This is a genomic window from Vibrio sp. 2132-1, assembly GCF_033344315.1.
Genome location: NZ_JAWPON010000005.1, coordinates 154,973 through 176,020, shown reverse-complemented (window position 1 = coordinate 176,020; position 21,048 = coordinate 154,973). Strand labels below are relative to the sequence as shown.

Here is a 21,048-nt window from a genome sequence, read left to right as displayed (position 1 = left end):
AGGCAATTGGGAAATAGCGTTGGTTCTTCGCGCCATTCGCAGTAAAGTAGCGCTACCCCCTCAATACGGAAATAAAGATAACAATGAACGCTCAATCATTTATCGACGCAGGATTGCATTACACTCCCCACAGTTTTACCGTTCCTCTGGATTACCAAGACGCAAGCAAAGGCACCATTAGAGTCTTCGCCCGTGCGGTTTGCCTAGTTGGCGATGAAGAATCGACCAAACCTTGGTTGGTTTACTTTCAGGGCGGACCTGGCTTTCCCTCTCCGCGTCAAAACGGCAATAACGGCTGGGTAAAACGCGCCCTGCAAGAGTACCGAGTTTTGCTTCTCGACCAGCGCGGTACGGGCAACAGCAGCGTAATTAATCACCAGACGCTTGCTCACCTCACGCCAGAGCAACAAGCAGACTACTTGAGCCACTTCCGAGCGGATAACATCGTGCGCGACGCAGAATACATTCGTGAGCAATTTGGCGTCGAAAAATGGGCGATCTTAGGTCAAAGCTTTGGTGGTTTTTGCTCCCTCACCTATTTGTCTTTGTTCCCAGACAGCTTGCTACAAAGCTACATCACAGGTGGCGTGCCATCAGTCTCGCGTCATGCCGACGATGTGTATGAAGCCACCTTCAAACGCACCATGGAGAAAAACCAAGCGTTCTTCCAACAATTTCCCAATGCGCAACAACTTTGCCAAAACATTGCGAATCACTTGCTGGAAAACGAAGAGTACCTACCAAATGGTCAACGCTTCACGGTGGAGCAATTTCAACAAATCGGCATCAACTTTGGTGTGAGTGATACTTTCTTGCCAACTTACTATTGGCTAGAAAGCGCGTTGATTGAAGTGGACGGCAAACCACAACTTCGCTATGAGTTCTTGAACGATATGTTGGCGCAGCAAAACTTCCAAACCAACCCGATCTACGCCATTTTGCATGAATCGATTTACTGCCAAGGCTTTGCGTCGAATTGGAGTGCGCACCGTGTTCGCCAAACCCGAACAGAGTTTAATTATGAACCTGGCCAGCCATTTTACTTTACGGGGGAAATGGTCTTCCCGTGGATGTTCGACCAATACGTCAACCTTAAACCACTAAAAGACGCCGCAGAAATATTGGCCGCGAAAGAAGATTGGACAACGCTGTACGATCAAACACAACTGGCTCAGAACAAAGTGCCTGTCAGTTGCGCCGTTTACGCCGATGATATGTTTGTTGAAATGGATATCAGTCGAGAGACGCTCGCGTTAATACCAAATTCAAAAGCGTGGATCACCAATGAGTACGAGCACAACGGTTTACGTGCCGACGGTGAACGTATTCTCGATAGGCTCATAGCCATGGGCAAACAGACCGCAGCTACGTTGAAATAAGCACGGCAGAAATTAGAAATACGCCTTTTCAGTATGTGGTGAAAAGGCGTTTATAGCGGTTTATGAACAATGGCGATCAGTCATTCACTCTTTGTCCCTAAACCTTTATCCCTCACCACCTCATGTATAAAACTGCGACATGTCCTTTCCTTGTCAATGACTCCGGTGATTATTTGGTGCTTCTTGCGCCTAACTTTTTTGAAGGGCCTAAAACAGAATAACAACATAAATTTAAACCAAAAGTATCGGCCCCAACCTACCTGACTCACTATAATTAATGCTTATAATTTGAACACATAGCGGCTTCACCTGCGGACATGCACCCCCTATCAAAGACCGCCAGGCCCCGCCTACTCATAATATCCGTATAATTTGTCCGTATTTCCGACTAGTTTAGTCAGGTATACTTCGTGCCGCTAAAATTTTAAGGTCGTTGACCACCTGTATTTTTAAAGGAAACCTCATGAGTCAGTATGTAGTTTGTGCGCTGTACAAGTTTGTTGAGCTGAATAACTATCAAGAGCTACGCGAGCCATTACTTGCGTTGATGGAAAAACACCATATTCGCGGAACATTACTACTGGCAAGTGAAGGTATCAACGGTACTGTTGCATCTGATCGTGCAGGTATTGATACGCTACTGGAGTGGCTAAACAACGAACCTCGTTTGACTGGCACCGTATACAAAGAGTCGTATTCTGAGACCCAGCCATTCAATCGCACCAAAGTGAAACTGAAAAAAGAGATCGTAACATTAGGTGTTGAAGGTATAGACCCTCGCCACGTAGTGGGTACTTACGTGAAACCTCAAGAGTGGAACGATCTTATTGCTGATCCTGAAGTGTTTGTTGTCGATACACGTAATGATTACGAAATCGAGATCGGGACATTCAAAGGCGCTGTAAACCCAAATACTGAAACCTTTCGTGAATTCCCAGACTATGTAAAAGAAAACATGGACCCGGCAAAACACAAGAAAGTTGCGATGTTCTGTACCGGTGGTATCCGCTGCGAAAAATCAACGGCTTACATGAAAGAACAGGGCTTTGATGAGGTCTACCACCTAGAAGGCGGCATTCTTAAATATCTTGAAGAAGTTCCTCAAGAAGAGAGCATGTGGGAAGGCGATTGTTACGTATTTGACGGTCGTGTTGCCGTGAACCACCAGCTAGAAAAAGCAGATTACGATTTATGTAACGCTTGTCGTCTACCGATCACTGAAGAAGACAAACAGTCAGAATTGTTCGAGCAAGGCGTGAGCTGTCCAAAATGTCACGGCACACACTCAGAAGAACAAATTGCTCGATTCCGCGAGCGTGAAAAACAAGTTGTTCTTGCAGAGCAGCGAGGCGAGCAGCATGTTGGTGGTGAAAGTGCCAAGCAAAGAGAAGCCCGACGTGCCGCTAAGTACGCGCAAAAAGAAGCGCAGCGTAAACAAGACTAAGCCCAACTCTCCTTATATTTAGCGAGCTGCCGTAAGGTGGCTCGCTTTTACTACGCACCAATACTCTTTCAATACAATTTTGTATCCCTCACCAATACCTCTAGTTGATTGTCTCTTTTGCCTTCGGGTAGCCCCACCATTTCATCATAAGCACTTTGATGTACTAAAACCTGCTTATTTGCTTTGATATTCCTGCACTTCTTTTGCATCTCGATCAGGGAATGAGCCCTCAAAAAGATACCGTTGTCATCAGTGATAAATTGCGCTTCTCCATCAATCACGACAGATGCCTGGTACAATGCGAGATCAAGCGAATGAATGACCAATTTGTCTACATAGAAGTATTTTTGTAACTTACTCAATGGTATTGCCATGTGTCACCTCCCTGAAAGTTACCTCTACGTTTTGTAGAATAAAACCGATCATTGGATGAGATTTCTTCGGTTTACTTGCGTACAACATCGGAAACAAAGAGGATTCCGATGCAAACAATCAATGTCGTGTGGTTAAAGCGAGATTTAAGGCTGACTGACCATCAACCACTAACTCAAGCATTATCAACAAAGCACCCAACTGTGCTTTTGTATATTGTTGAACCATTGCTATTGAACAACCCACACTATTCTGAGCGCCACTGGCGATTTGTTTGGCAATCACTGCAAGACATGGATGAAACGCTCAAAGCGTATGGGCATCGAATCACGGTGCTGTTTGACGATGCCTTAGCATGTTTCCAATCAATTCAAGCGCAATATCAAATCAACGCTGTTTTTTCTCACCAAGAAATAGGACTCAACTGCACCTTTGAACGAGACCGACAAGTTGCCGCTTGGCTGTATGAGCAGAACATCGACTGGTTTGAATTCGAACACGGTGCTGTAATCAGAGGGGCAATAAACCGGCAAGGTTGGGACAAACATTGGGACTCTGTCATGAGAGCCTCAATAAGCCCTATTGAGCTCCAAACCGACTTATTGCATTCATTGGATGCAGAAGCTCTCGGCTGTTCGTTTTCGCCACCATCATCCTGGCTATCAAAATGCAAAGGAATGCAAACGGGAGGAAGCCGGCTCGCTTGGAAAACACTAGAGGACTTTTTCCATCGTCGAGGTCGTGATTACTATCGAAGCATTTCTAGTCCCACAGCCTCACGCACAGCCTGTACTCGACTTTCTCCATATCTCGCTTGGGGTAACATATCCTTGCGTGAAGTTTATCAATACCTTTTGAAACACTGGCAAGTCGCTGGGTTTCGTCGCAGCTTAATTGCATTGTCTTCACGGCTTCATTGGCACTGTCACTTCATCCAAAAATTCGAATCGGAATACGACATGGAGTTTTACTGCGTTAATCGGGCTTACGAACCATTGATTAAACAAAGTAGTACTTTCGATGAAGAAAAGTTAGCAGCATGGAAATCCGGGCATACTGGCGTACCTTTGATTGATGCCTGCATGCGCTGTTTGCACCACACTGGTTACATTAACTTTCGCATGCGTGCCATGCTGGTTAGCTTTCTTACTCACCACATGAACATGAATTGGCGAGTAGGTGTAACGCATTTAGCGCAACTGTTTCTCGACTTTGAGCCCGGAATTCATTACCCACAATTCCAAATGCAAGCAGGAGTAACCGGGACTAACACAATCCGTATTTATAATCCGATCAAGCAAGCCCAAGAACATGATCCTGACGGCACGTTCATCTACAAGTGGGTACCTGAATTGCAAATGGTTCCTCCCCCTCTTTTATTCGAGCCTTGGACAATGACCCAGATGGAAGCTGTCATGTATCAGTTGCAGCCAGATAGCCGTTACCTTGCACCTATTATCACACCAGACAACGCAGCTAAGGCAGCAAGAGAGCGCTTATGGACGTGGCGGAAACGAGCCGATGTGAAACAAGAAGGCAGACGAATTCTTGCGCGACATGTTAGACCCTCAAAAGAAAGTAGGACGCGATGATCATCTCTCAATCACAATGCGTACAAATGCAAACACACTCCAGGGAACCCGTTGTACCCTCAACTAGTAAGGAACACATTATGTTCAAACGTATCTTAGTTATCGCGGCGACACTGATGGCGACGTTATCTTTTATGCTTCCCGTCAAGGCTCATGAGCATGGCATGATGAAAGCCGATATTGTCGACGTTGCCGCTGAAAACGGCTCTTTCAATACGCTTGTTGCTGCGGTAAAAGCAGCGGGCTTGGTTGACACTCTCAAAGGGGAAGGCCCATTTACTGTTTTTGCACCAACGGATGACGCTTTTGCAAAACTGCCAGACGGCACAGTCGACATGCTCTTAATGCCGGAAAACAAAGACAAGTTAGTATCTGTTTTGACTTATCACGTCGTGCCAGGGAAAGTGATGGCTGCCGATGTTGTTAAGCTAGACAAAGCGACTACGGTTCAGGGGCAAGATGTGATGATTAAAACCATGGGCGATAAAGTCATGGTTAACGATGCAAATGTCATTGCAACCGATGTGAAAGCTAAAAACGGTGTCATTCACGTGATTGATACTGTCATCATGCCGAAATAACACCATTCAGAGGGCGGTACACTCCGCCCTTTAGACAGAACTTCTTTCACCCTTAGCACGATTCCTCTTCACTTATCGCCAACAAACCTCCACTCATTCGCCATGGTTATAAAAAAGATAAAAACAAAATTAAAATCAATACCTTGCAAGACGATACTGCATAATATTGACGAGATTAAGATATCGTTATCTTTCAATTTGAGAACAGGATTCCATGTCAGTGACGTTTACTTTTCCACATGTAAATTCTTAAGCTAAATTTTGGCTGCTCAATCACATTTCGGCAAACCATTCGAAAGGGTGGGACGCAAAGCTTCCGGTCTGTCAGCATTTAAAAATCTAAAAGAATGCGCATGATAGCGGGGTTACCATAACGCAGTGTTACAGAAGTCCAGTTGCTGTAGCGTTGCTTTATGCTCAGCATGCGCCGGGGTGTGACATTAGTTTGTCAGCCATAACAGAGGACATGTGATGAAATCATTTCCAACCAAATCCGTACTCGCGTTAGCACTTGCAAGCATTAGTTCAGGTGCTGCGGCTCACGGTTATGTATCAGAAACCAATGGTGGTGTCGCTGCAAGTCGCTCGGCACTATGTAAGTATCCAACGCCAGATACTAACGAAAAAAATAATAACTGCGGTGCGATTCAATATGAACCGCAAAGCGTTGAAGGCCCTGATGGCTTTCCCGAAACAGGGCCTCGCGATGGTAAAATAGCGAGTGCCGAAACCGCTTTAGCAGCTGCCCTTGATGAGCAAACTGCCGACCGTTGGGTAAAACGTCCTATTCAAGCAGGTACACAAACTTTTGAATGGACATTTACCGCTAACCACGTGACGCGCGACTGGAAATATTACATCACCAAGCCTGATTGGAACCCAAACGCTTCACTATCACGAGACTCTTTTGATCTAACTCCTTTCTGTGTCGTCGACGGCAATATGGTTCAACCCCCGAAACAGGTAAGCCATCAATGTAATGTGCCTACTCGCGAGGGATACCATGTCATCCTGGCAGTATGGGATGTTGGCGACACTGCAGCCTCATTTTATAACGTGATCGATGTGAAATTTGATGGTGGCAGTCCCGTTATTCCAGATTGGAAGCAAGGCGGTCAAATTATTCCTACAATGGATTTAAATATTGGGGATTCGGTTTATACACGCGTATTTGATCAAGCAGGTGAAAACGTGGCGTATAGAACTGAACTAGAAATTACCGATGCAGCAATGGGCCAAGCGAAAAACTGGTCTTACACACTCGCGACTAAGCTAAACCAAGAACAAGCAAAACTGCAAGCCGGGCAGTATGCAGAGGATAAATTCACTCCTGTTTATGGTACTAATCCGGTGTATCTGCAAGCAAATAGCGGCCTTAAGCGAGTAGAGATCGGCTATAACATTGAAACTCCTGTCCCAGAATACTCACTCACAGTAGATGGCTTAGCAGACGAGTATATCATTGAGTCAACACCGACAACGTTGGATCTGACACTAACTGCTGAAGGCGATTTAAATGCAGAACTCACCGTTTACAATCACCATCGCGAACCACTTGCAAGTTGGGCAAACGAAATGAAAGACGGCTCGGTAGAGGCGATATCGCTCGCTTTAAGTAAATCAGAGCCGGGTCACCATATGCTCGTGACACGTATTAAGGACAAAGATGGCAACTTGGTGGATCAGCAAACACTCGACTTTCACTTAAAAGAAGAGTCAGTTACTCCACCACCATCTGGTGAGTACGATTTTGTCTTCCCTGAAGGACTATCTAGCTACACTGCGGGCACAAAAGTGCTTGCCAGCGACGGGGGCATTTATCAATGTAAACCTTTCCCATACTCTGGTTACTGTATGCAGTGGAAAGAAAGCGCAAACCATTACGAGCCTGGAATAGGTTCACACTGGGAGATGGCTTGGGATAAAGTCAACTAAATCACCCTTCGAACGTTAAGTAAAAAGAGCCTCACTATGAGGCTCTTTTATAATCAAACGCAAAAATGACAATTTTCCCGGTCTAAACCATGAACACCAGATAAACTAGTGAGATGCGCTCGCCCCTCAATCAGCCCCATTTCATACCCTTCTAGTAAAACGGATTGTCGCATTGATAAGCGCTGAACATGAAAATTATCTGGTGGGGCAATCACCCTAACATGTGTTCCTGGTGGAGGGTTACGAATAAACTCTAATGATTGATTATAGTTATCTGCACGTCTTAACATCGCATCCGCCATTTTGGGGTGCTCCGCAAACAGTTTCTTCATCAGCCATGTGGTCTTAACTGGCTTTTTGGCATAATTCAGTGGGTGAGAGAGTACTACGGTTATGTCGCGAGCCCCTCGACGATAAGCCTCACGCACTGGGATAGAATCAGCGACCCCACCATCGGTATAACAACCACCAGAAAAACAAGGGGTATGCTTGTAGGCAATCGGTAATGCTGTTGTCGCTTCAATCGCATGGTGAAAATTATCACGTGTCACGCGATAGTAATCTGCCTGCCCTGTATCTACATTTGTTGTCGCTGCGAGAAAAGGAACGCCATTAAACAGTTTATTTTCATCGACGGGATACAAGCGATTAGATTCTTCAAACAACCACTTCACATCGATGAGATCCCCACCTTTAACGAAGCGAGTCGGGTCAAAAAAGCGTTTACTTGTGGCCAGCTTAGTAATGACGTTAATACTGCGATGCGGGTAGTCGGTCAAATACCCAATCAAATTTGATGCACCAGCAGATACACCGATTGCAAAATCAAACGGTTTATAACTCTGCTCTAAAAACGCATCTAACACTCCGCTTGCGAAGACGCCTCGCATCGCGCCACCTTCTACTACAATTGCTTTTGTTGCCATATTTCCCCCATTCTCCTTGCCAAAAGAGTAATGAAATTCGTGCAATCACAACAATTGAATATTCTTATTATTGAAATAGGTGAAGTCTATTTATTTCTCTCTTAGAAAATGAAAACTAAAGTTCAAAAAATCCGTACCCGTTAGAAATGTAATTGCGGGCTTAACCAAGGTGGCAAGGTCTAAGAGAAATCTAGGAGAAAACCGTTTTATAGGCTTCGCCCGCGCCATCAATGAACATTTGAGTACCAATAACCGCTAGAATTAAGCCCATCATTTTAGTCACAACATTTAGAGCACTTGGTCCAACCGCTTTGACCAATTTGTCTCCAAACAAAAACAGTACATAGGTGATCACACAAAGGACAGCGAAAGAAACGATAGTAATAATGGTTTGATCGAAACCACCCGCTGTCGCAAAGTTCATCGCGGTAGCAATCGTTCCAGGCCCAGCTAATATTGGCATCGCCAGTGGAGACACTGCAATACTCAATGCCGCCCGTTGCTGAGCTGGTGAATACGCCTTCTCTTTGGTTTTTTGATGCGTCGAATCACCTTGAAGCATGTTAAAACCTATCAAAAACACCAAAATACCGCCTGTTATTCGCAATGCATAAAGCGTGATACCAAACAAATCAAAAATTAACTTACCGGCAATAGAAAATATCGCGATGATAATAAATGCAATAAAAACCGAGCGGAGCGCAATGGAACGGATGGTTTCTTTATCTTCATCAGCAGTTAAACTCAAAAAGATGGGAATATTGGCGATAGGGTTCATGATGGCAAAGAAGCCCATAAACACCGTAACTGTATGAACAATGAGTTCTTTCATATTTTCCACTGCATTTAAATTATTGATTCTAAAAACAGTATATACGCTCTCAAACAGAACGAGTGGTGTATTCTCGATTCGTCTTCACACTTATGCACCAAGCATTGTTTTTCTTTTGAGATAGTTTACCGACTCATCAAATGTCGCTAAGGTGAGTCTTCAGCCTTTAACGTAACAGGGGATGTTAAGTCACCATGAACAGCACGATTCAAACAATTCTCAATCACCGCTCAATTCGAAAATTCACCTCACAACCGATTGAGAGTGAACAATTAGATGCCATTCTTCAAGCCGGCCTTGCGGCATCCTCATCAAGCATGTTGCAAGTCGTTTCAATTATCCGCGTGACCGACAAAGAAAAACGCACGCTATTAGCTCAATATGCCGGAAATCAAGGGTACGTTGAAAGCGCGGCTGAGTTTTTGGTGTTTTGTATTGATTACCAGCGCCATGCCAGTATCAACCCAGATGTTCAAGCTGACTTTACCGAGTTAACGCTAATAGGCGCTGTAGACTCGGGCATCATGGCACAAAATTGCTTGCTTGCGGCGGAGTCGATGGGACTAGGAGGTGTGTATATTGGTGGTTTACGAAACAATGCCCAAAAAGTAGACGAATTATTAGGTTTACCTAAAAATACCGCCATTTTATTTGGTATGTGTCTTGGTCATCCAGATCAAGCCCCTGAAGTAAAACCTCGCCTACCTAAGCATGTCGTGGTGCATGAAAATCAGTATCAAGACCTAAGCTTGGATGATATTCAGACGTATGACCAAACTATGCAAAACTACTATGCAAACCGTTCGAGCAATCAAAAACAGAGTACTTGGTCACAAGAAGTCACCAGTAAACTGGCTGGCGAATCACGTCCGCACATCCTTCCGTATTTGAATGGGAAGGGGTTAGCGAAGAAGTGACCATGTCGAAAGACAACAAAACAAAAAAGAGACATGAGTCACATTTTTAATAATCCTATTTAATACAACGAGATAATTAGTCGGTAGACTTTCTTGGTTGTATTTTAGAAAGAAAACACTACATATAGAGCTAATAAACAAAATTTGAGCTAATTGAACAAGTTTTTTATCCGCAATATGAAATCTTGTAAGTGAAAACATAAAAATACGATATTTATTTGGACACTTGCTGCATTACTGTCTATTGCTCTAACCATTGAAATTCATTAGAGTTCATGCCTCCAGATGCAATCAATCCCTTATTGAGCACTTTATAAATAGAAGAAGGTGGTGCTTATAAGGTTATGTTGTGAAGTCTTTTCTGGAAAAGAATGTTGCTACCAGCAACTCGCTCTTTACGTCAGATGAATGAAAAAACATGAATTTCAAACATAAAAAGCTAGCTAGTTTAGTGCTTTCCTCAGTACTTCTTTCTGGATGTACTGTACCCGGTAGTCACCTTTCCACAGATGGAAAAAACTTCGTCGAAGACAGCAATGTTAGTCGCACTTCTGATTTCAATGTTTTTCCACTTACACTTGATAAAGTATCTCAACTTAAAATTTTGGGGATAGAAGCCAAATCCAACCCTGAACTAGATCGCCAACTTAGCTCTTATGAGTATGAGGTTGGCCCTGGAGATATACTAAACATTACTATTTGGGATCACCCAGAACTAACTATTCCTGCTGGTTCTTATCGCAGCTCTGCTGAAGCGGGGAACTGGGTACATGCTGATGGCACTATCTTCTATCCATATATAGGTATTGTTGAAGTTGCGGGTAAAAACGTTCGTCAAATTCGTGCTGATATTTCTCGCCGATTAGCAAAGTACATAGAAAGTCCTCAAGTGGATGTCAGCGTAGCAGCTTTTCGTTCGAAAAAATCCTACATTACTGGTGAAGTAAGTAATCCTGGACAACAACCAATCACCAACATCCCACTCACCTTGTTAGATGCAATTAACCGTGCAGGTGGATTAGCCGAAAACGCCGACTGGAAAAATGTAACACTGACAAGAAACGGCATAGTTGAAAACATATCTCTTTATGCGCTGATGCAAGAAGGCGACCTCACTGAAAATAGGCTACTTCAACCAGGTGATATCATCCATGTGCCAAGAAATGATTCACAAAAGGTTTTCGTTATGGGTGAAGTTAACGATCCTAAACTACTGAAAATAGATCGCGCTGGCATGAGCCTTACGGAAGCTCTGAGCAACGTTGGCGGTATTAATCAGATATCAGCGGATGCGACAGGTGTATTCGTAATTAGGAGGTCACAAGACGCAGGTTCACTGGGCGACATATATCAACTTGATGTCTCCGATGCGGCAGCGCTCGTTATTGGTACTGAATTTGCTCTGAAACCGTATGACATCGTTTATGTCACTGCGGCGCCTATCAGTCGTTGGAATCGCGTTATTGCACAACTAGTACCTACCATCTCAGGCTTCAATGAACTTACAGAAGGCGTCCTTCGAGTCAGGACTTGGCCATAGAAAAAGCATTCTGAAGGGCTTGTTTGAACATAAACAAGTCATTCAAACGTTGTCTATAAGGAGCAAAACATGTTTTCGAACATTCTTGTCGTGTGTGTAGGTAATATTTGTCGCTCTCCCACAGGAGAGCGGTTACTACAGCAACTACTCCCAGATAAACAGATTTCTTCGGCGGGTATTGCCGTAGAAAAAAGTCGCCTAACCGGAAAGCCAGCAGATGAAACCGCCAGACTTGTCGCGTCAGAACGTGGTATCTACCTGCTAGACCACAAAGCGCAGCAGCTAACCGCTAAGTTGTGCGCAAAACAAGACCTAATATTGGTGATGGAACAAGGTCATATCGATGCTTTGACGGAGCTGGTACCAGAGGCTAGAGGTAAAACAATGTTATTTGGTCACTGGATAGGTTCCGTGGATATTCCAGATCCATACAGACAGAGTAGAGAAGCCTTTGAGCATGCATTATCTCTGATTGAAAATGCTGCTCATGCATGGGCAAAAAAAATATAAATTCAGATCACTTGGCGAAATAAAAAATAATGGCTAACCAAACAATACAACCATCTGCTCTTGCTGATGATGAGATCGACCTAGGCAAGCTCTTCGGCATATTGATAGACGCGAAATGGTTTATCATCAGTATTACACTCTTTTTTGCAACATTAGGTATCGCGGTCGCGTTGCTATCAACTCCGATTTACAAAGCCGACGCGTTAATACAAATCGAAAAGAAAAGTTCAGGTGGTATTTCGGCGATGGTCGGTGACATGGGAGAACTCTTTTCTGCCGAATCATCTGCAACTACAGAGATTGAAATAATTAAATCGAGAATGATTCTTGGCGATACCGTTGATAAGTTTAACTTAACAACCATTGCCACTCCTGATTACTTACCTTTTGTTGGTAAAGGTCTAGCACGAATCAACGGTACTCAAAACTACATTTCTTTGACCACGTTTGAAGTACCTCGAACGGCTAAAGGATTATCTCATCAACTGATTGCTACAGACATCGAGAAAGGTCAATTCAGCTTGATGCTTGAAGACCAAATGGTACTTTCTGGTTCAGTTGGTCAACTAATTGAGATGAATGGCTATCGTGTAAAAGTGAACCAGCTCAATGCTCAAAATGAAGATACTTTTACAATAAGTAAAATAAGCAAGTTAGATGCTATCAACAAGTTAGCCTCACAACTTTCTATTTCAGAGAGAGGTAGCCAAACAGGTATTGTATCTCTAAGTATTGAAGGTGAATACCCAGACCACAATCAGCTCGTTTTAAATGATGTTGTTCAAAACTATTTTTTGCAGAATGTTAGAAGAAACTCAGCTGAAGCTGAGCAGAGCCTCAACTTCCTTAAAGGTCATTTACCCGAGATTAAGGACAAGCTAACTATTTCAGAAGATACATTGAACAGTTTTAGACAAGAAAACGAATCTATCGATTTAAATCTCGAAGCACAATCTACTCTAAAAGTGATGGTGGCACTTGAAGCCCAACTTAATGAGCTAACATTTAAAGAAAGTGAAATCAGTCAAAAATTCACCCAAGACCACCCAGCTTATAAATCGCTGTTAGACAAACGTCAGACATTACTACAAGAGAAAGAGCGTCTTAACAAACAAGTTCAAAAACTGCCAAAAACACAGCGCGAAGTCTTGCGTATGACTCGTGATGTCGAAGTAAACCAGCAAATCTACATCCAACTTTTGAATAAAGTTCAAGAGCTAAATATCATAAAAGCTGGCACCGTAGGTAATGTGCGTATTATTGACAACGCACAATCTTACGCAATTCCTATTAAACCGAAAAAACCTTTGATTGTAGTTTTGGCTACTCTTCTAGGAGGCATGGTAGCTGTCGCATTTGTTCTGGTAAAAACCGCGTTTCATCGTGGAGTGACTTCTCCTGATGAAATTGAGCAAACTGGAATATCTGTATATGCAAGTGTTCCAAAATCAGCACAACAATTGGAAGTTGCGAACAAGCTAAAACGTAAAAACAACAAAGACTTACTTCTTTTAGCAAATGCCAATCCAGCAGATCTATCAATTGAAGCACTACGTGGACTTCGAACCAGCTTACACTTCGCAATGTTGGAAGCCAAAAACAATGTCTTAATGATTTCAGGCCCAGCGCCTTCCATAGGTAAGACGTTCGTATCAACTAACTTTGCTGCAGTTGCGGCTAAAACGGGTCAAAAAGTCCTTTTGGTGGATGCTGACATGCGAAAAGGTTATTTACAGCAATGTTTTGGCCTCACAGCAGAGCAAGGGTTATCTGACTTACTAAGTGGAAAAATTGATCGAGCAACCGCAATCAAGCCAAGTCAAGTTGAAAACTTGGATGTGGTTACTCGCGGCCAAGTACCACCAAATCCGTCAGAACTTCTTATGCACCCTCGCTTCAAGAGCTTTGTTGACGAGATGTCTGCACAATACGATCTAGTCATCATCGATACGCCGCCTGTACTCGCAGTTACCGACCCAAGCATTGTTGGCGCGCTTGCAGGAACAACTCTGATGGTCGCTCGTTTTGATCAAACGACTTTGAAGGAGATTGAAGTCGCGCAAGGTCGCTTCGAGCAATCAGGCGTTGAAGTTAAAGGGGTGATTCTCAATGCAGTTGAGAAAAAAGCATCTAACTCATACGGCTATGGATACGGCTACTATAACTACGCGTACAAAAGCGAATCATAACTTGAATTTAGATCGCTAATTAAACCAAATATGACAAAGCCCTGCTAGAAACAGCAGGGCTTTTTCTATTGCACTCTTAATTGCTTGTACGTAATCAAACTAAGCAAGACAAAGAATATTGGGTCACTCCAACCAAAACCGACAAATACTCCGATAATGCCGGCATAGGTAGTAATCACTGCCCCTAAGCCATTAGTAATCAATAATGCTTTAAACAGCTGTTTCGCAGTATGCCCTGATTCCACATTACGTAACATCAAACTCACCGCTGCGATTCCACCTAAAAAGATCGAAGTATGCTGCGATAAAAACAGCGCGTACTGGTCGTTAATTTGTACTCCATACATCGGCCACATTATGGTTGGTACAAAAAACAACGCAAAAGCGAATACCGTATATACGACACCATGAACGGTTAGAAAAGTGCGGTTGGTCATCATCTCCTTATCCTCTAATAGGCCCTTGATTGAGCGTCGTTAACGGCACATTGATATCGAAAATTTGACCTCGTACTTCGACTACGCCCATTTTTCGTAAGCGTGCGGCATGCATTTCGAGATAAGCTTGCGCCGTGGCTTCATCTTCAAAAAGATAGATACCACCACCGAGTTTGTCTTTTTCGCTTTCCGTCCAGATTTTCCAAATCATGCCCGGCTCTTGGTTAATCGACTTAGCTAAGTCGACCAGAGCATTCGACATCTCGTCACCAAACGGACCATGAAATTCAAAATCAACTTGCAATAATTTCGCCATCTTGAGTCTCCTCTTCTTATTGACTCGTTTTCGATGACAAGATTATTACCTTTATAAAACTGACAGAAAAGTTCATAATTTCGCCATTAACTGTCTAAAAATTGACTCATGAGACTAAAAACGACCTTAGAACAATGGCAAACGCTACAAGCGATTAATCAAGAAGGCAGCATTCAATCCGCAGCTTTACTGCTCAACAAGAGCCATACCACATTGATCTACTCGGTGAGGAAGTTAGAAGACCAACTTGGTATTCAACTTATCGAAGTACGAGGGCGCAAAGCGGGTTTGACAGAGCACGGCAAAACCATACTGCGTCGTGCACAATCCATGCTTGAACAAGCGCGGGAACTAGAAGTCATCAGCGAGCAGTTAAAAAGTGGGGTGGAATCTCAAATCACGGTCGCAGTAGATCATCTTTGTGACCCTTGTTGGCTTTATGCACCACTCAGTCAATTTTTGGAGGACAACAACACAACCTCCGTTCAAGTGGTTGAAACGTCACTGAGCAAAACAACCGAAATGGTCGTAAATGATCTCGCTGACATCGCAATCATCAACTTACCGATAACCAACTACCCTGCCGAAGCATTTGGCGTAACAACCATGCTGCCTGTAATCGCAGCACACCATCCACTCGCTAAAAAGCCGCATGTTTCCATCGACGATTTTGCAACCACCAGCCAAATTGTCATCCGTGACTTAGGTGATTCAGACAAAACGAAAAGAGATGTGGGTTGGTTACGCGCACGTCAGCGTATTACCGTCGATAACTTCGACCACGCTTTTCACGCCGTAGAGCAAGGCGTTGGGTTTTGTCGGCTACCAGCGCACTTAGTCTCAGCCCGAAAGAGCGATAAAATTAAAGTATTGGAGCTCGAACACTCCCATCAATATCAAGTTGCGCTACACCTCACTTTGCCCAAAGGAGCCAAAAGTGGTCCTGCGACTCAAGCGCTTTATCGTATTTTACTCAAAAGTGTAGAAACTCGAGTCTAGCAACAGTGGTATTGAGTTGAATCGCTAGTGTTATCGCCTATTGATTCTCCCTAAACATAGAGAAACGGCCATTTTGTGACGCTACACTCTCACAAAAGGTTGCACGAAGGATAGCGACCACCTACTATCACTCTGCTCATGCCTAAAGCCCCCAACACTCGCGGAAAGAACTCGGTTCACGGCAATATCCTCACCTGCTTGGTTTAGCAGGCACAATCTGTTTTTACCTTCTTTTTAGCTTCTATTTAGGCGAGTGTGGAAGAAATAAGAAAGGTGAAATATGAACTCTACAAATAGCTTCTCGATCAATATCAATCAGCAAAAATCCATTGCTAAAAAAAGGCTCAAAGCTATCCGCCTATACGATGACGCCACGTTGGAGTTAGTTAAGCGATTTCACTCCAAACCAGAATCTTTGGCTCCCAATACAATTCAATTGGCTGACGTTCAACATGCACTCGCAAGAGAACTGGGCTTATCCAGTTGGAGTAAACTAAAAGCTCATGTCGAAGAGCTAGAAGCGCACAAACTAGCCATCAAAGAACAAAAACCGCCCCTAGATGCAAAAGTAAAAACGCTACACGTTCGTTGTGGCCACGACATTCAACAACAACTTAAAGCCAGCGGATTTGAAGGGACATTTTTAGCCCTGATCGATCCGCTTTGTATTGGCCCCATACCAGCAACACCGCAGAACTTCCTTGCCATTCGTGCCCAATATGTCGTAGAGACTCTGCTGCCTGTGATGAAGCGTGAAGACTCGGTTCAAGATATAGTCACATTGGAACAATCAAACCTCGATCTGTTGCAAAGTGATGTATTTGAACGAATCGTCTTTTGGGTCGAACATGACAGTTATGATCAATTGATGCTAATTCGTGCTCTAACACAGTTAGAGAATGTAGAGAATAAAGTGATAGAGGTCATTGAGTTGAACCAGTTCCCGGGCACTGAACGATTCATCGGCTTTGGGCAGTTGCCTGAAGAAGCTATTCGTTCTTGTTGGCGATACCGTAAACCTGTGACAGCAAAATTATTCAGTCAGGCTAAACGGTGTTGGCACGCTATTACATCACCGACACCTATTTCCATAGTTAATTTGATTCAGCAACATAACCTGGATTGCTTGCCCAATATATTCAACGTGCTTAAACGCCATTTGCAAGAGTTACCTAATTCACAAACTGGATTGAGCTTGACACAACACCTCGCGCTAAAGGTCTTGAGCTCGCAAAATCGTTCAATTCCCATCAAAGATTGGTTTGAGCAATATCAACAACTAGAACCTCTTCCTTACCTAGGAGACGTGATGTTTTACGCGTTACTCCTCCCTCTAGCACAGTGTCAAACACCTTTGATCACGATTGAGTCACGTGAAAGGCACTGGTGGGAACAAAGCGTCCGTATCACTGAGGCTGGCAAGCAGTGTTTGGAGGGTTTAATACGAGCGAAACAATGCTATTGGGTTGGAGGGATTAAAAATACCAGTCAAAGTTATTGGAGCTGGGATCACCTCCAACTAACTACACTTGCCAACCATTATTGAGTTGACAAATATGAAAGCATAAAAGGTTCGTTGGCTCTGATGAACACTCAATACTAAAGTATCGCTAAAGAAGCGACCGCTAGTCTGAATACAACTTAAATAGTTATGCAGAAATGCATCCACTCAAAGAGAGTATGCACTCTATCTCTTATTAAAATTTATTGTAAATCCTCTTTGTTATCGGTTGTATATTCGATAAAAGTGTTAAAATACAAACTTTTCATCCGGCCAATTCGTTAATATTTGGTTAAAATCCCATTTTCATTAGTGATAAAGTTCACATCTATTAACCATTTAGAGGATTATTCTTTCGTATTTTCTCACTCCGCTGCTAATCTGCTCGCCGCTTTGAAGTGAACTCAAGGTGCATAACTATAAGGAGTGTTCTCATGAATACCAAGAAACCGATGTCGCTTACCAGCCGCGTAATTTTAGGTATGGTTGCGGGTATCTTGACAGGATTTGCAATTCGCACACTTTTTGCCGACAACGGATTTGTCGACGCATACATTGTTAATGGATTATTCGAAGTTGGTGGACAGATCTTCGTTGCCAGCTTAAAAATGCTTGTTGTACCGCTAGTATTTGTTTCGTTAGTTTGTGGTACTAGCTCTCTCAAAGACCTCTCTACACTGGGTCGCATGGGCGGTAAAACCCTCGCTTTCTACGTTACGACAACGGCTATCGCGATTACGCTTGCTCTAACTATGGGTACTCTATTCCAGCCAGGGGCAGGGGCAGATCTAACGGCAGCAAGTTCATTCAAATCAGCCGAAGCGCCATCTTTAGGTCAGGTGATCATCGATATGTTCCCGACCAACCCAATCAGCGCAATGGCAGAAGGTAAAACTCTGCAAGTTATCGTGTTCGCCGTGCTATTCGGTATCGCGATCAGTGCAGCGGGTAAACCAGGCGAACGCATCGCAGCATTCTTCTCTGATCTGAATGAAGTGATCATGAAACTGGTCGCGATTTTGATGAACTTGGCGCCTTATGGGGTGTTCTTCTTAATGGCGAAGCTATTTACTGGTCTTGGTCTGGGCGCGATCGTCAATCTGGCAGAGTACTTCTTAGTACTGGCTGGTACGCTTGTCCTACACGGTCTAGTTACTTACAGCTTAATGTTAAAAGGTTTCACAGGTCTAAACCCAATTACGTTCCTACGCAAGATGGAAGACGCGATCATGTTTGCTTTTTCTACAGCATCATCGAACGCGACGATTCCAGTGACAATGGAAACAGCAAAGCACCGCATGGGTGTTGAGAACCGTGTATCATCGTTCACAGTACCACTTGGTGCAACCGTGAACATGGACGGTACGGCGATCATGCAAGGCGTAGCAACTGCGTTTATTGCTCAAGCTTTCAATATTGATTTAACTATGGGCGATTACCTAATGGTTATCATGACGGCAACTCTGGCGTCTATCGGTACCGCAGGTGTTCCTGGTGTGGGTCTTGTCATGCTTGCTATGGTATTGAACCAAGTTGGTCTGCCGCTTGAAGGTATCGCGCTCATCATGGGTGTTGACCGTCTTCTTGATATGATTCGTACCGCGGTAAATATCACTGGTGACAGTGCAGTAACCGTCATCGTTGCGAAATCAGAAGGCGCATTGGATCAAGCTCGCTTCAACGACCCAATGGCAGGCGTTGCCGAAGAAGAAGTGCACCTGAAGCGCACGGAAGCATAAACCCTTCCAAGTTAAATTATCCTGTCTAAGCAAAAACCACCTTACTCTAAGGTGGTTTTTTGTTTCCAATTAACCCGAAATCAAAAAGGTTTAGATAAAACTCTCGTCCCCCGAGGTTGTTTCAATTACTAATCGGTAAGTAGTTAGATTCTATATTAGTTCATCTACAGGGTTAAGATAACTCGCCTATGTTTATCACTTTGAAAATGATATAAGGGACATTTTCATCATATAGAGATACAAATTCCATTATCAAATTAAAGTTCAAAACCAAATCGCGATAGATAGTAGTCTGATAATTAAGTTGGTACTAAGATACATACATCATAATTTCATGTTTAAAAATAGTCTTTTTTTATTCATATTCTCATTTCCAATACTTGCATTAGGTTTCAACGAAAGTATGTTCGATTTTTTTAAGAAATTTAAATATACATTAAGCCCAGAGATAAAAGGTACTTTAGTTCTTGACCAAAGACCTCTAAAAAATTTAACCGTTTACTTAGAAGCTAATTTTTTAAAAAATGCTTACAAAAGGAGTTCAATTACTAATGAGTTAGGTGAATTTCACTTTAAGCCAGTCATACATTCTCAAAGGTTTAAAGAATCAGCTTTGAATCAAACATATTCATATATCGGAATATATACCTATATAAATGAAGAAAAGAAGTACATTTGGGAGTCTCAGTTAAGCTACGTTTCACCGCCTATATTTATAAAAGATAACTTAAATAACCTTTACTGTGAGCTTAAAAATAAAGAATTCCGATATTTTTTCAAAAATATCAATCTAGAAAGTGCTCGAGATCTAATGGTTATTAGCAACTGCAATTTAAATGGATTTTTATATAAAACAGAGTTTACGGAGGATACATAATGCCGTCTTTAACACCAAAACTTGCATCAGAGATCGCGAACATACCGTATGGAGTATACCAGGGACAAGGGAGACTAGCGTTTAGGGGACAAGGAGGTTTTGAAAAACACTTTGCATTTTCGCAGCAAGATGTTTTTAGTGGCCGAACTGGAGGCATCACAGGATTAGATCGTATACCATTGTTTAGAAAAGTGGTACCTGGTGTAATGAGAACATCTGAAGCATTTGCGGTAATTGGTATTGGGAAAGGAAAATATAAGGGAGATTTAGTAATTTCCATTAGAGGGACGCAAAACGCCAATGATTGGGTAACCAACCTAAATGTCGGCCTTAAAGGCTCTCCAAATGGCTCTATCGCTCATGCTGGATTTATTAATTCATTTTCAAGTATCAAACCAAGCATAAAACAATATTTACAGCAATGCCAAAATTTACCTAACCGTATTCATTGTGTTGGGCATAGCTTAGGAGGAGCTCTGGCTTCATTATGTTCTGATTGGCTGAGAGAAGAATATTCATTAAGAGTGAATTTATATACTTTTGGCGCACCTAGAGTTGGTTTAGAACAATATTCCCGTAAATCTAGTAAAAGCAACGACAAAGTATACCGCTGTACTCACGGCGCAGATCCTGTGCCTAAAGTACCTGTCTGGCCATTTATTCATGCTCCACATAATGGCGATGAGTACCGCTTAGACGCTAGTACTGGCTTTAATTTAAATGCTCATAGTATGTCTAGCGAAACAAGCTTAGGGTATTTAGATAATGCTAACTCCGAAACGTGGGGAGCAATAAAAGTCAGATCTAACAAGTACTTGTATACACCTACTAGATTTAAGTTTGAGCACAGAAACCAAGCATCATTTACAGAATATTGGTCAGAAAGAATTCAAGCAGCATTAATAACCTTATTAAAAGATACTGGCTTGTTTGCAGCAATAGCATAGCAGCCCAAGCCACAG

General features: G+C 43.0%; 19 protein-coding genes and 1 riboswitch. Of the genes, 14 read left to right on the top strand and 5 right to left on the bottom strand.

Annotated features, from left to right (window positions below):
- Positions 1 to 83 precede the first annotated feature (83 nt).
- Complete coding sequence (locus R8N47_RS07140; protein WP_064354959.1) at positions 84 to 1,379, top strand: alpha/beta fold hydrolase; 1,296 nt, start codon at positions 84 to 86, stop codon at positions 1,377 to 1,379.
- Positions 1,380 to 1,842: 463 nt separating this feature from the next.
- Positions 1,843 to 2,823, top strand: coding sequence for a rhodanese-related sulfurtransferase (locus tag R8N47_RS07135; protein WP_005374899.1), 981 nt, complete (start codon positions 1,843 to 1,845; stop codon positions 2,821 to 2,823).
- Positions 2,824 to 2,891: 68 nt separating this feature from the next.
- On the opposite strand, the gene R8N47_RS07130 is transcribed toward R8N47_RS07135, so the two are convergent.
- The gene (locus tag R8N47_RS07130) at positions 2,892 to 3,197 is read right to left on the bottom strand and encodes a DUF6482 family protein (protein WP_005374898.1); all 306 of its coding nucleotides are present in this window, start codon (positions 3,195 to 3,197) and stop codon (positions 2,892 to 2,894) included.
- A gap of 108 nt (positions 3,198 to 3,305) precedes the next feature.
- On the opposite strand from R8N47_RS07130, the gene R8N47_RS07125 reads away from it, so the two are divergent.
- The 3 genes from R8N47_RS07125 to gbpA all read left to right on the top strand — a co-directional run bounded on the left by R8N47_RS07125 (position 3,306) and on the right by gbpA (position 7,303).
- Positions 3,306 to 4,787 carry a cryptochrome/deoxyribodipyrimidine photo-lyase family protein gene (locus R8N47_RS07125; protein WP_017820144.1) on the top strand — a complete coding sequence of 494 codons (1,482 nt, stop codon included), beginning with the start codon at positions 3,306 to 3,308 and terminating at the stop codon, positions 4,785 to 4,787.
- Between the two features lie 80 nt (positions 4,788 to 4,867).
- Positions 4,868 to 5,368, top strand: a complete 501-nt coding sequence (locus tag R8N47_RS07120; protein ID WP_005384595.1) for a fasciclin domain-containing protein — start codon at positions 4,868 to 4,870, stop codon at positions 5,366 to 5,368.
- A 272-nt stretch (positions 5,369 to 5,640) separates the two neighbouring features.
- Positions 5,641 to 5,741, top strand: a riboswitch (cyclic di-GMP riboswitch).
- Between the two features lie 98 nt (positions 5,742 to 5,839).
- Positions 5,840 to 7,303: an N-acetylglucosamine-binding protein GbpA gene (gene gbpA / locus R8N47_RS07115; protein ID WP_064354960.1), complete on the top strand. Its 1,464-nt coding sequence runs from the start codon at positions 5,840 to 5,842 to the stop codon at positions 7,301 to 7,303.
- Positions 7,304 to 7,356: 53 nt separating this feature from the next.
- Here gbpA and R8N47_RS07110 read toward each other — a convergent pair whose 3' ends face one another.
- Positions 7,357 to 8,229, bottom strand: a complete 873-nt coding sequence (locus R8N47_RS07110) for a patatin family protein (RefSeq protein ID WP_017634445.1) — start codon at positions 8,227 to 8,229, stop codon at positions 7,357 to 7,359.
- 190 nt (positions 8,230 to 8,419) lie between these two features.
- A complete protein-coding gene (locus R8N47_RS07105; protein WP_005374889.1) occupies positions 8,420 to 9,061 on the bottom strand; it encodes a MarC family protein in 642 nt (213 codons plus the stop codon).
- A 194-nt stretch (positions 9,062 to 9,255) separates the two neighbouring features.
- Here R8N47_RS07105 and nfsA point away from each other — a divergent pair, with 194 nt between their 5' ends.
- The 4 genes from nfsA to R8N47_RS07085 all read left to right on the top strand — a co-directional run bounded on the left by nfsA (position 9,256) and on the right by R8N47_RS07085 (position 14,217).
- Entirely contained in the window at positions 9,256 to 9,978 is a 723-nt protein-coding gene (nfsA, locus tag R8N47_RS07100; RefSeq protein WP_053303898.1) for an oxygen-insensitive NADPH nitroreductase, read from the top strand.
- A 418-nt stretch (positions 9,979 to 10,396) separates the two neighbouring features.
- Complete coding sequence (locus R8N47_RS07095; protein WP_017634447.1) at positions 10,397 to 11,518, top strand: polysaccharide export protein; 1,122 nt, start codon at positions 10,397 to 10,399, stop codon at positions 11,516 to 11,518.
- A gap of 69 nt (positions 11,519 to 11,587) precedes the next feature.
- Positions 11,588 to 12,028, top strand: coding sequence for a low molecular weight protein-tyrosine-phosphatase (locus R8N47_RS07090; protein WP_053303899.1), 441 nt, complete (start codon positions 11,588 to 11,590; stop codon positions 12,026 to 12,028).
- 29 nt (positions 12,029 to 12,057) lie between these two features.
- On the top strand, positions 12,058 to 14,217 hold the full coding sequence (locus R8N47_RS07085; protein WP_064354961.1) for a polysaccharide biosynthesis tyrosine autokinase: 2,160 nt from the start codon (positions 12,058 to 12,060) through the stop codon (positions 14,215 to 14,217).
- A 65-nt stretch (positions 14,218 to 14,282) separates the two neighbouring features.
- Here the strand turns inward: R8N47_RS07085 and R8N47_RS07080 are convergent, their stop codons facing one another.
- On the bottom strand, positions 14,283 to 14,654 hold the full coding sequence (locus tag R8N47_RS07080; RefSeq protein ID WP_017634450.1) for a hypothetical protein: 372 nt from the start codon (positions 14,652 to 14,654) through the stop codon (positions 14,283 to 14,285).
- 7 nt (positions 14,655 to 14,661) lie between these two features.
- Positions 14,662 to 14,970 carry a monooxygenase gene (locus tag R8N47_RS07075; RefSeq protein WP_005374871.1) on the bottom strand — a complete coding sequence of 103 codons (309 nt, stop codon included), beginning with the start codon at positions 14,968 to 14,970 and terminating at the stop codon, positions 14,662 to 14,664.
- 108 nt (positions 14,971 to 15,078) lie between these two features.
- Between R8N47_RS07075 and R8N47_RS07070 the strand changes: the two genes are divergently transcribed.
- The 5 genes from R8N47_RS07070 to R8N47_RS07050 all read left to right on the top strand — a co-directional run bounded on the left by R8N47_RS07070 (position 15,079) and on the right by R8N47_RS07050 (position 21,033).
- On the top strand, positions 15,079 to 15,969 hold the full coding sequence (locus tag R8N47_RS07070) for a LysR family transcriptional regulator (RefSeq protein ID WP_064354962.1): 891 nt from the start codon (positions 15,079 to 15,081) through the stop codon (positions 15,967 to 15,969).
- Between the two features lie 280 nt (positions 15,970 to 16,249).
- Positions 16,250 to 17,515, top strand: coding sequence for a DUF1835 domain-containing protein (locus R8N47_RS07065; RefSeq protein ID WP_064354963.1), 1,266 nt, complete (start codon positions 16,250 to 16,252; stop codon positions 17,513 to 17,515).
- Between the two features lie 389 nt (positions 17,516 to 17,904).
- Positions 17,905 to 19,209, top strand: a complete 1,305-nt coding sequence (locus tag R8N47_RS07060) for a dicarboxylate/amino acid:cation symporter (protein WP_064354964.1) — start codon at positions 17,905 to 17,907, stop codon at positions 19,207 to 19,209.
- Positions 19,210 to 19,612: 403 nt separating this feature from the next.
- Positions 19,613 to 20,086, top strand: coding sequence for a DUF6795 domain-containing protein (locus R8N47_RS07055; RefSeq protein WP_232284613.1), 474 nt, complete (start codon positions 19,613 to 19,615; stop codon positions 20,084 to 20,086).
- Positions 20,086 to 21,033 (top strand): lipase family protein, encoded by a 948-nt coding sequence (locus tag R8N47_RS07050; RefSeq protein ID WP_250155861.1) that lies wholly within the window; start codon positions 20,086 to 20,088, stop codon positions 21,031 to 21,033. The genes R8N47_RS07055 and R8N47_RS07050 overlap by 1 nt, the downstream gene beginning before the upstream one ends.
- Positions 21,034 to 21,048 lie beyond the last annotated feature (15 nt).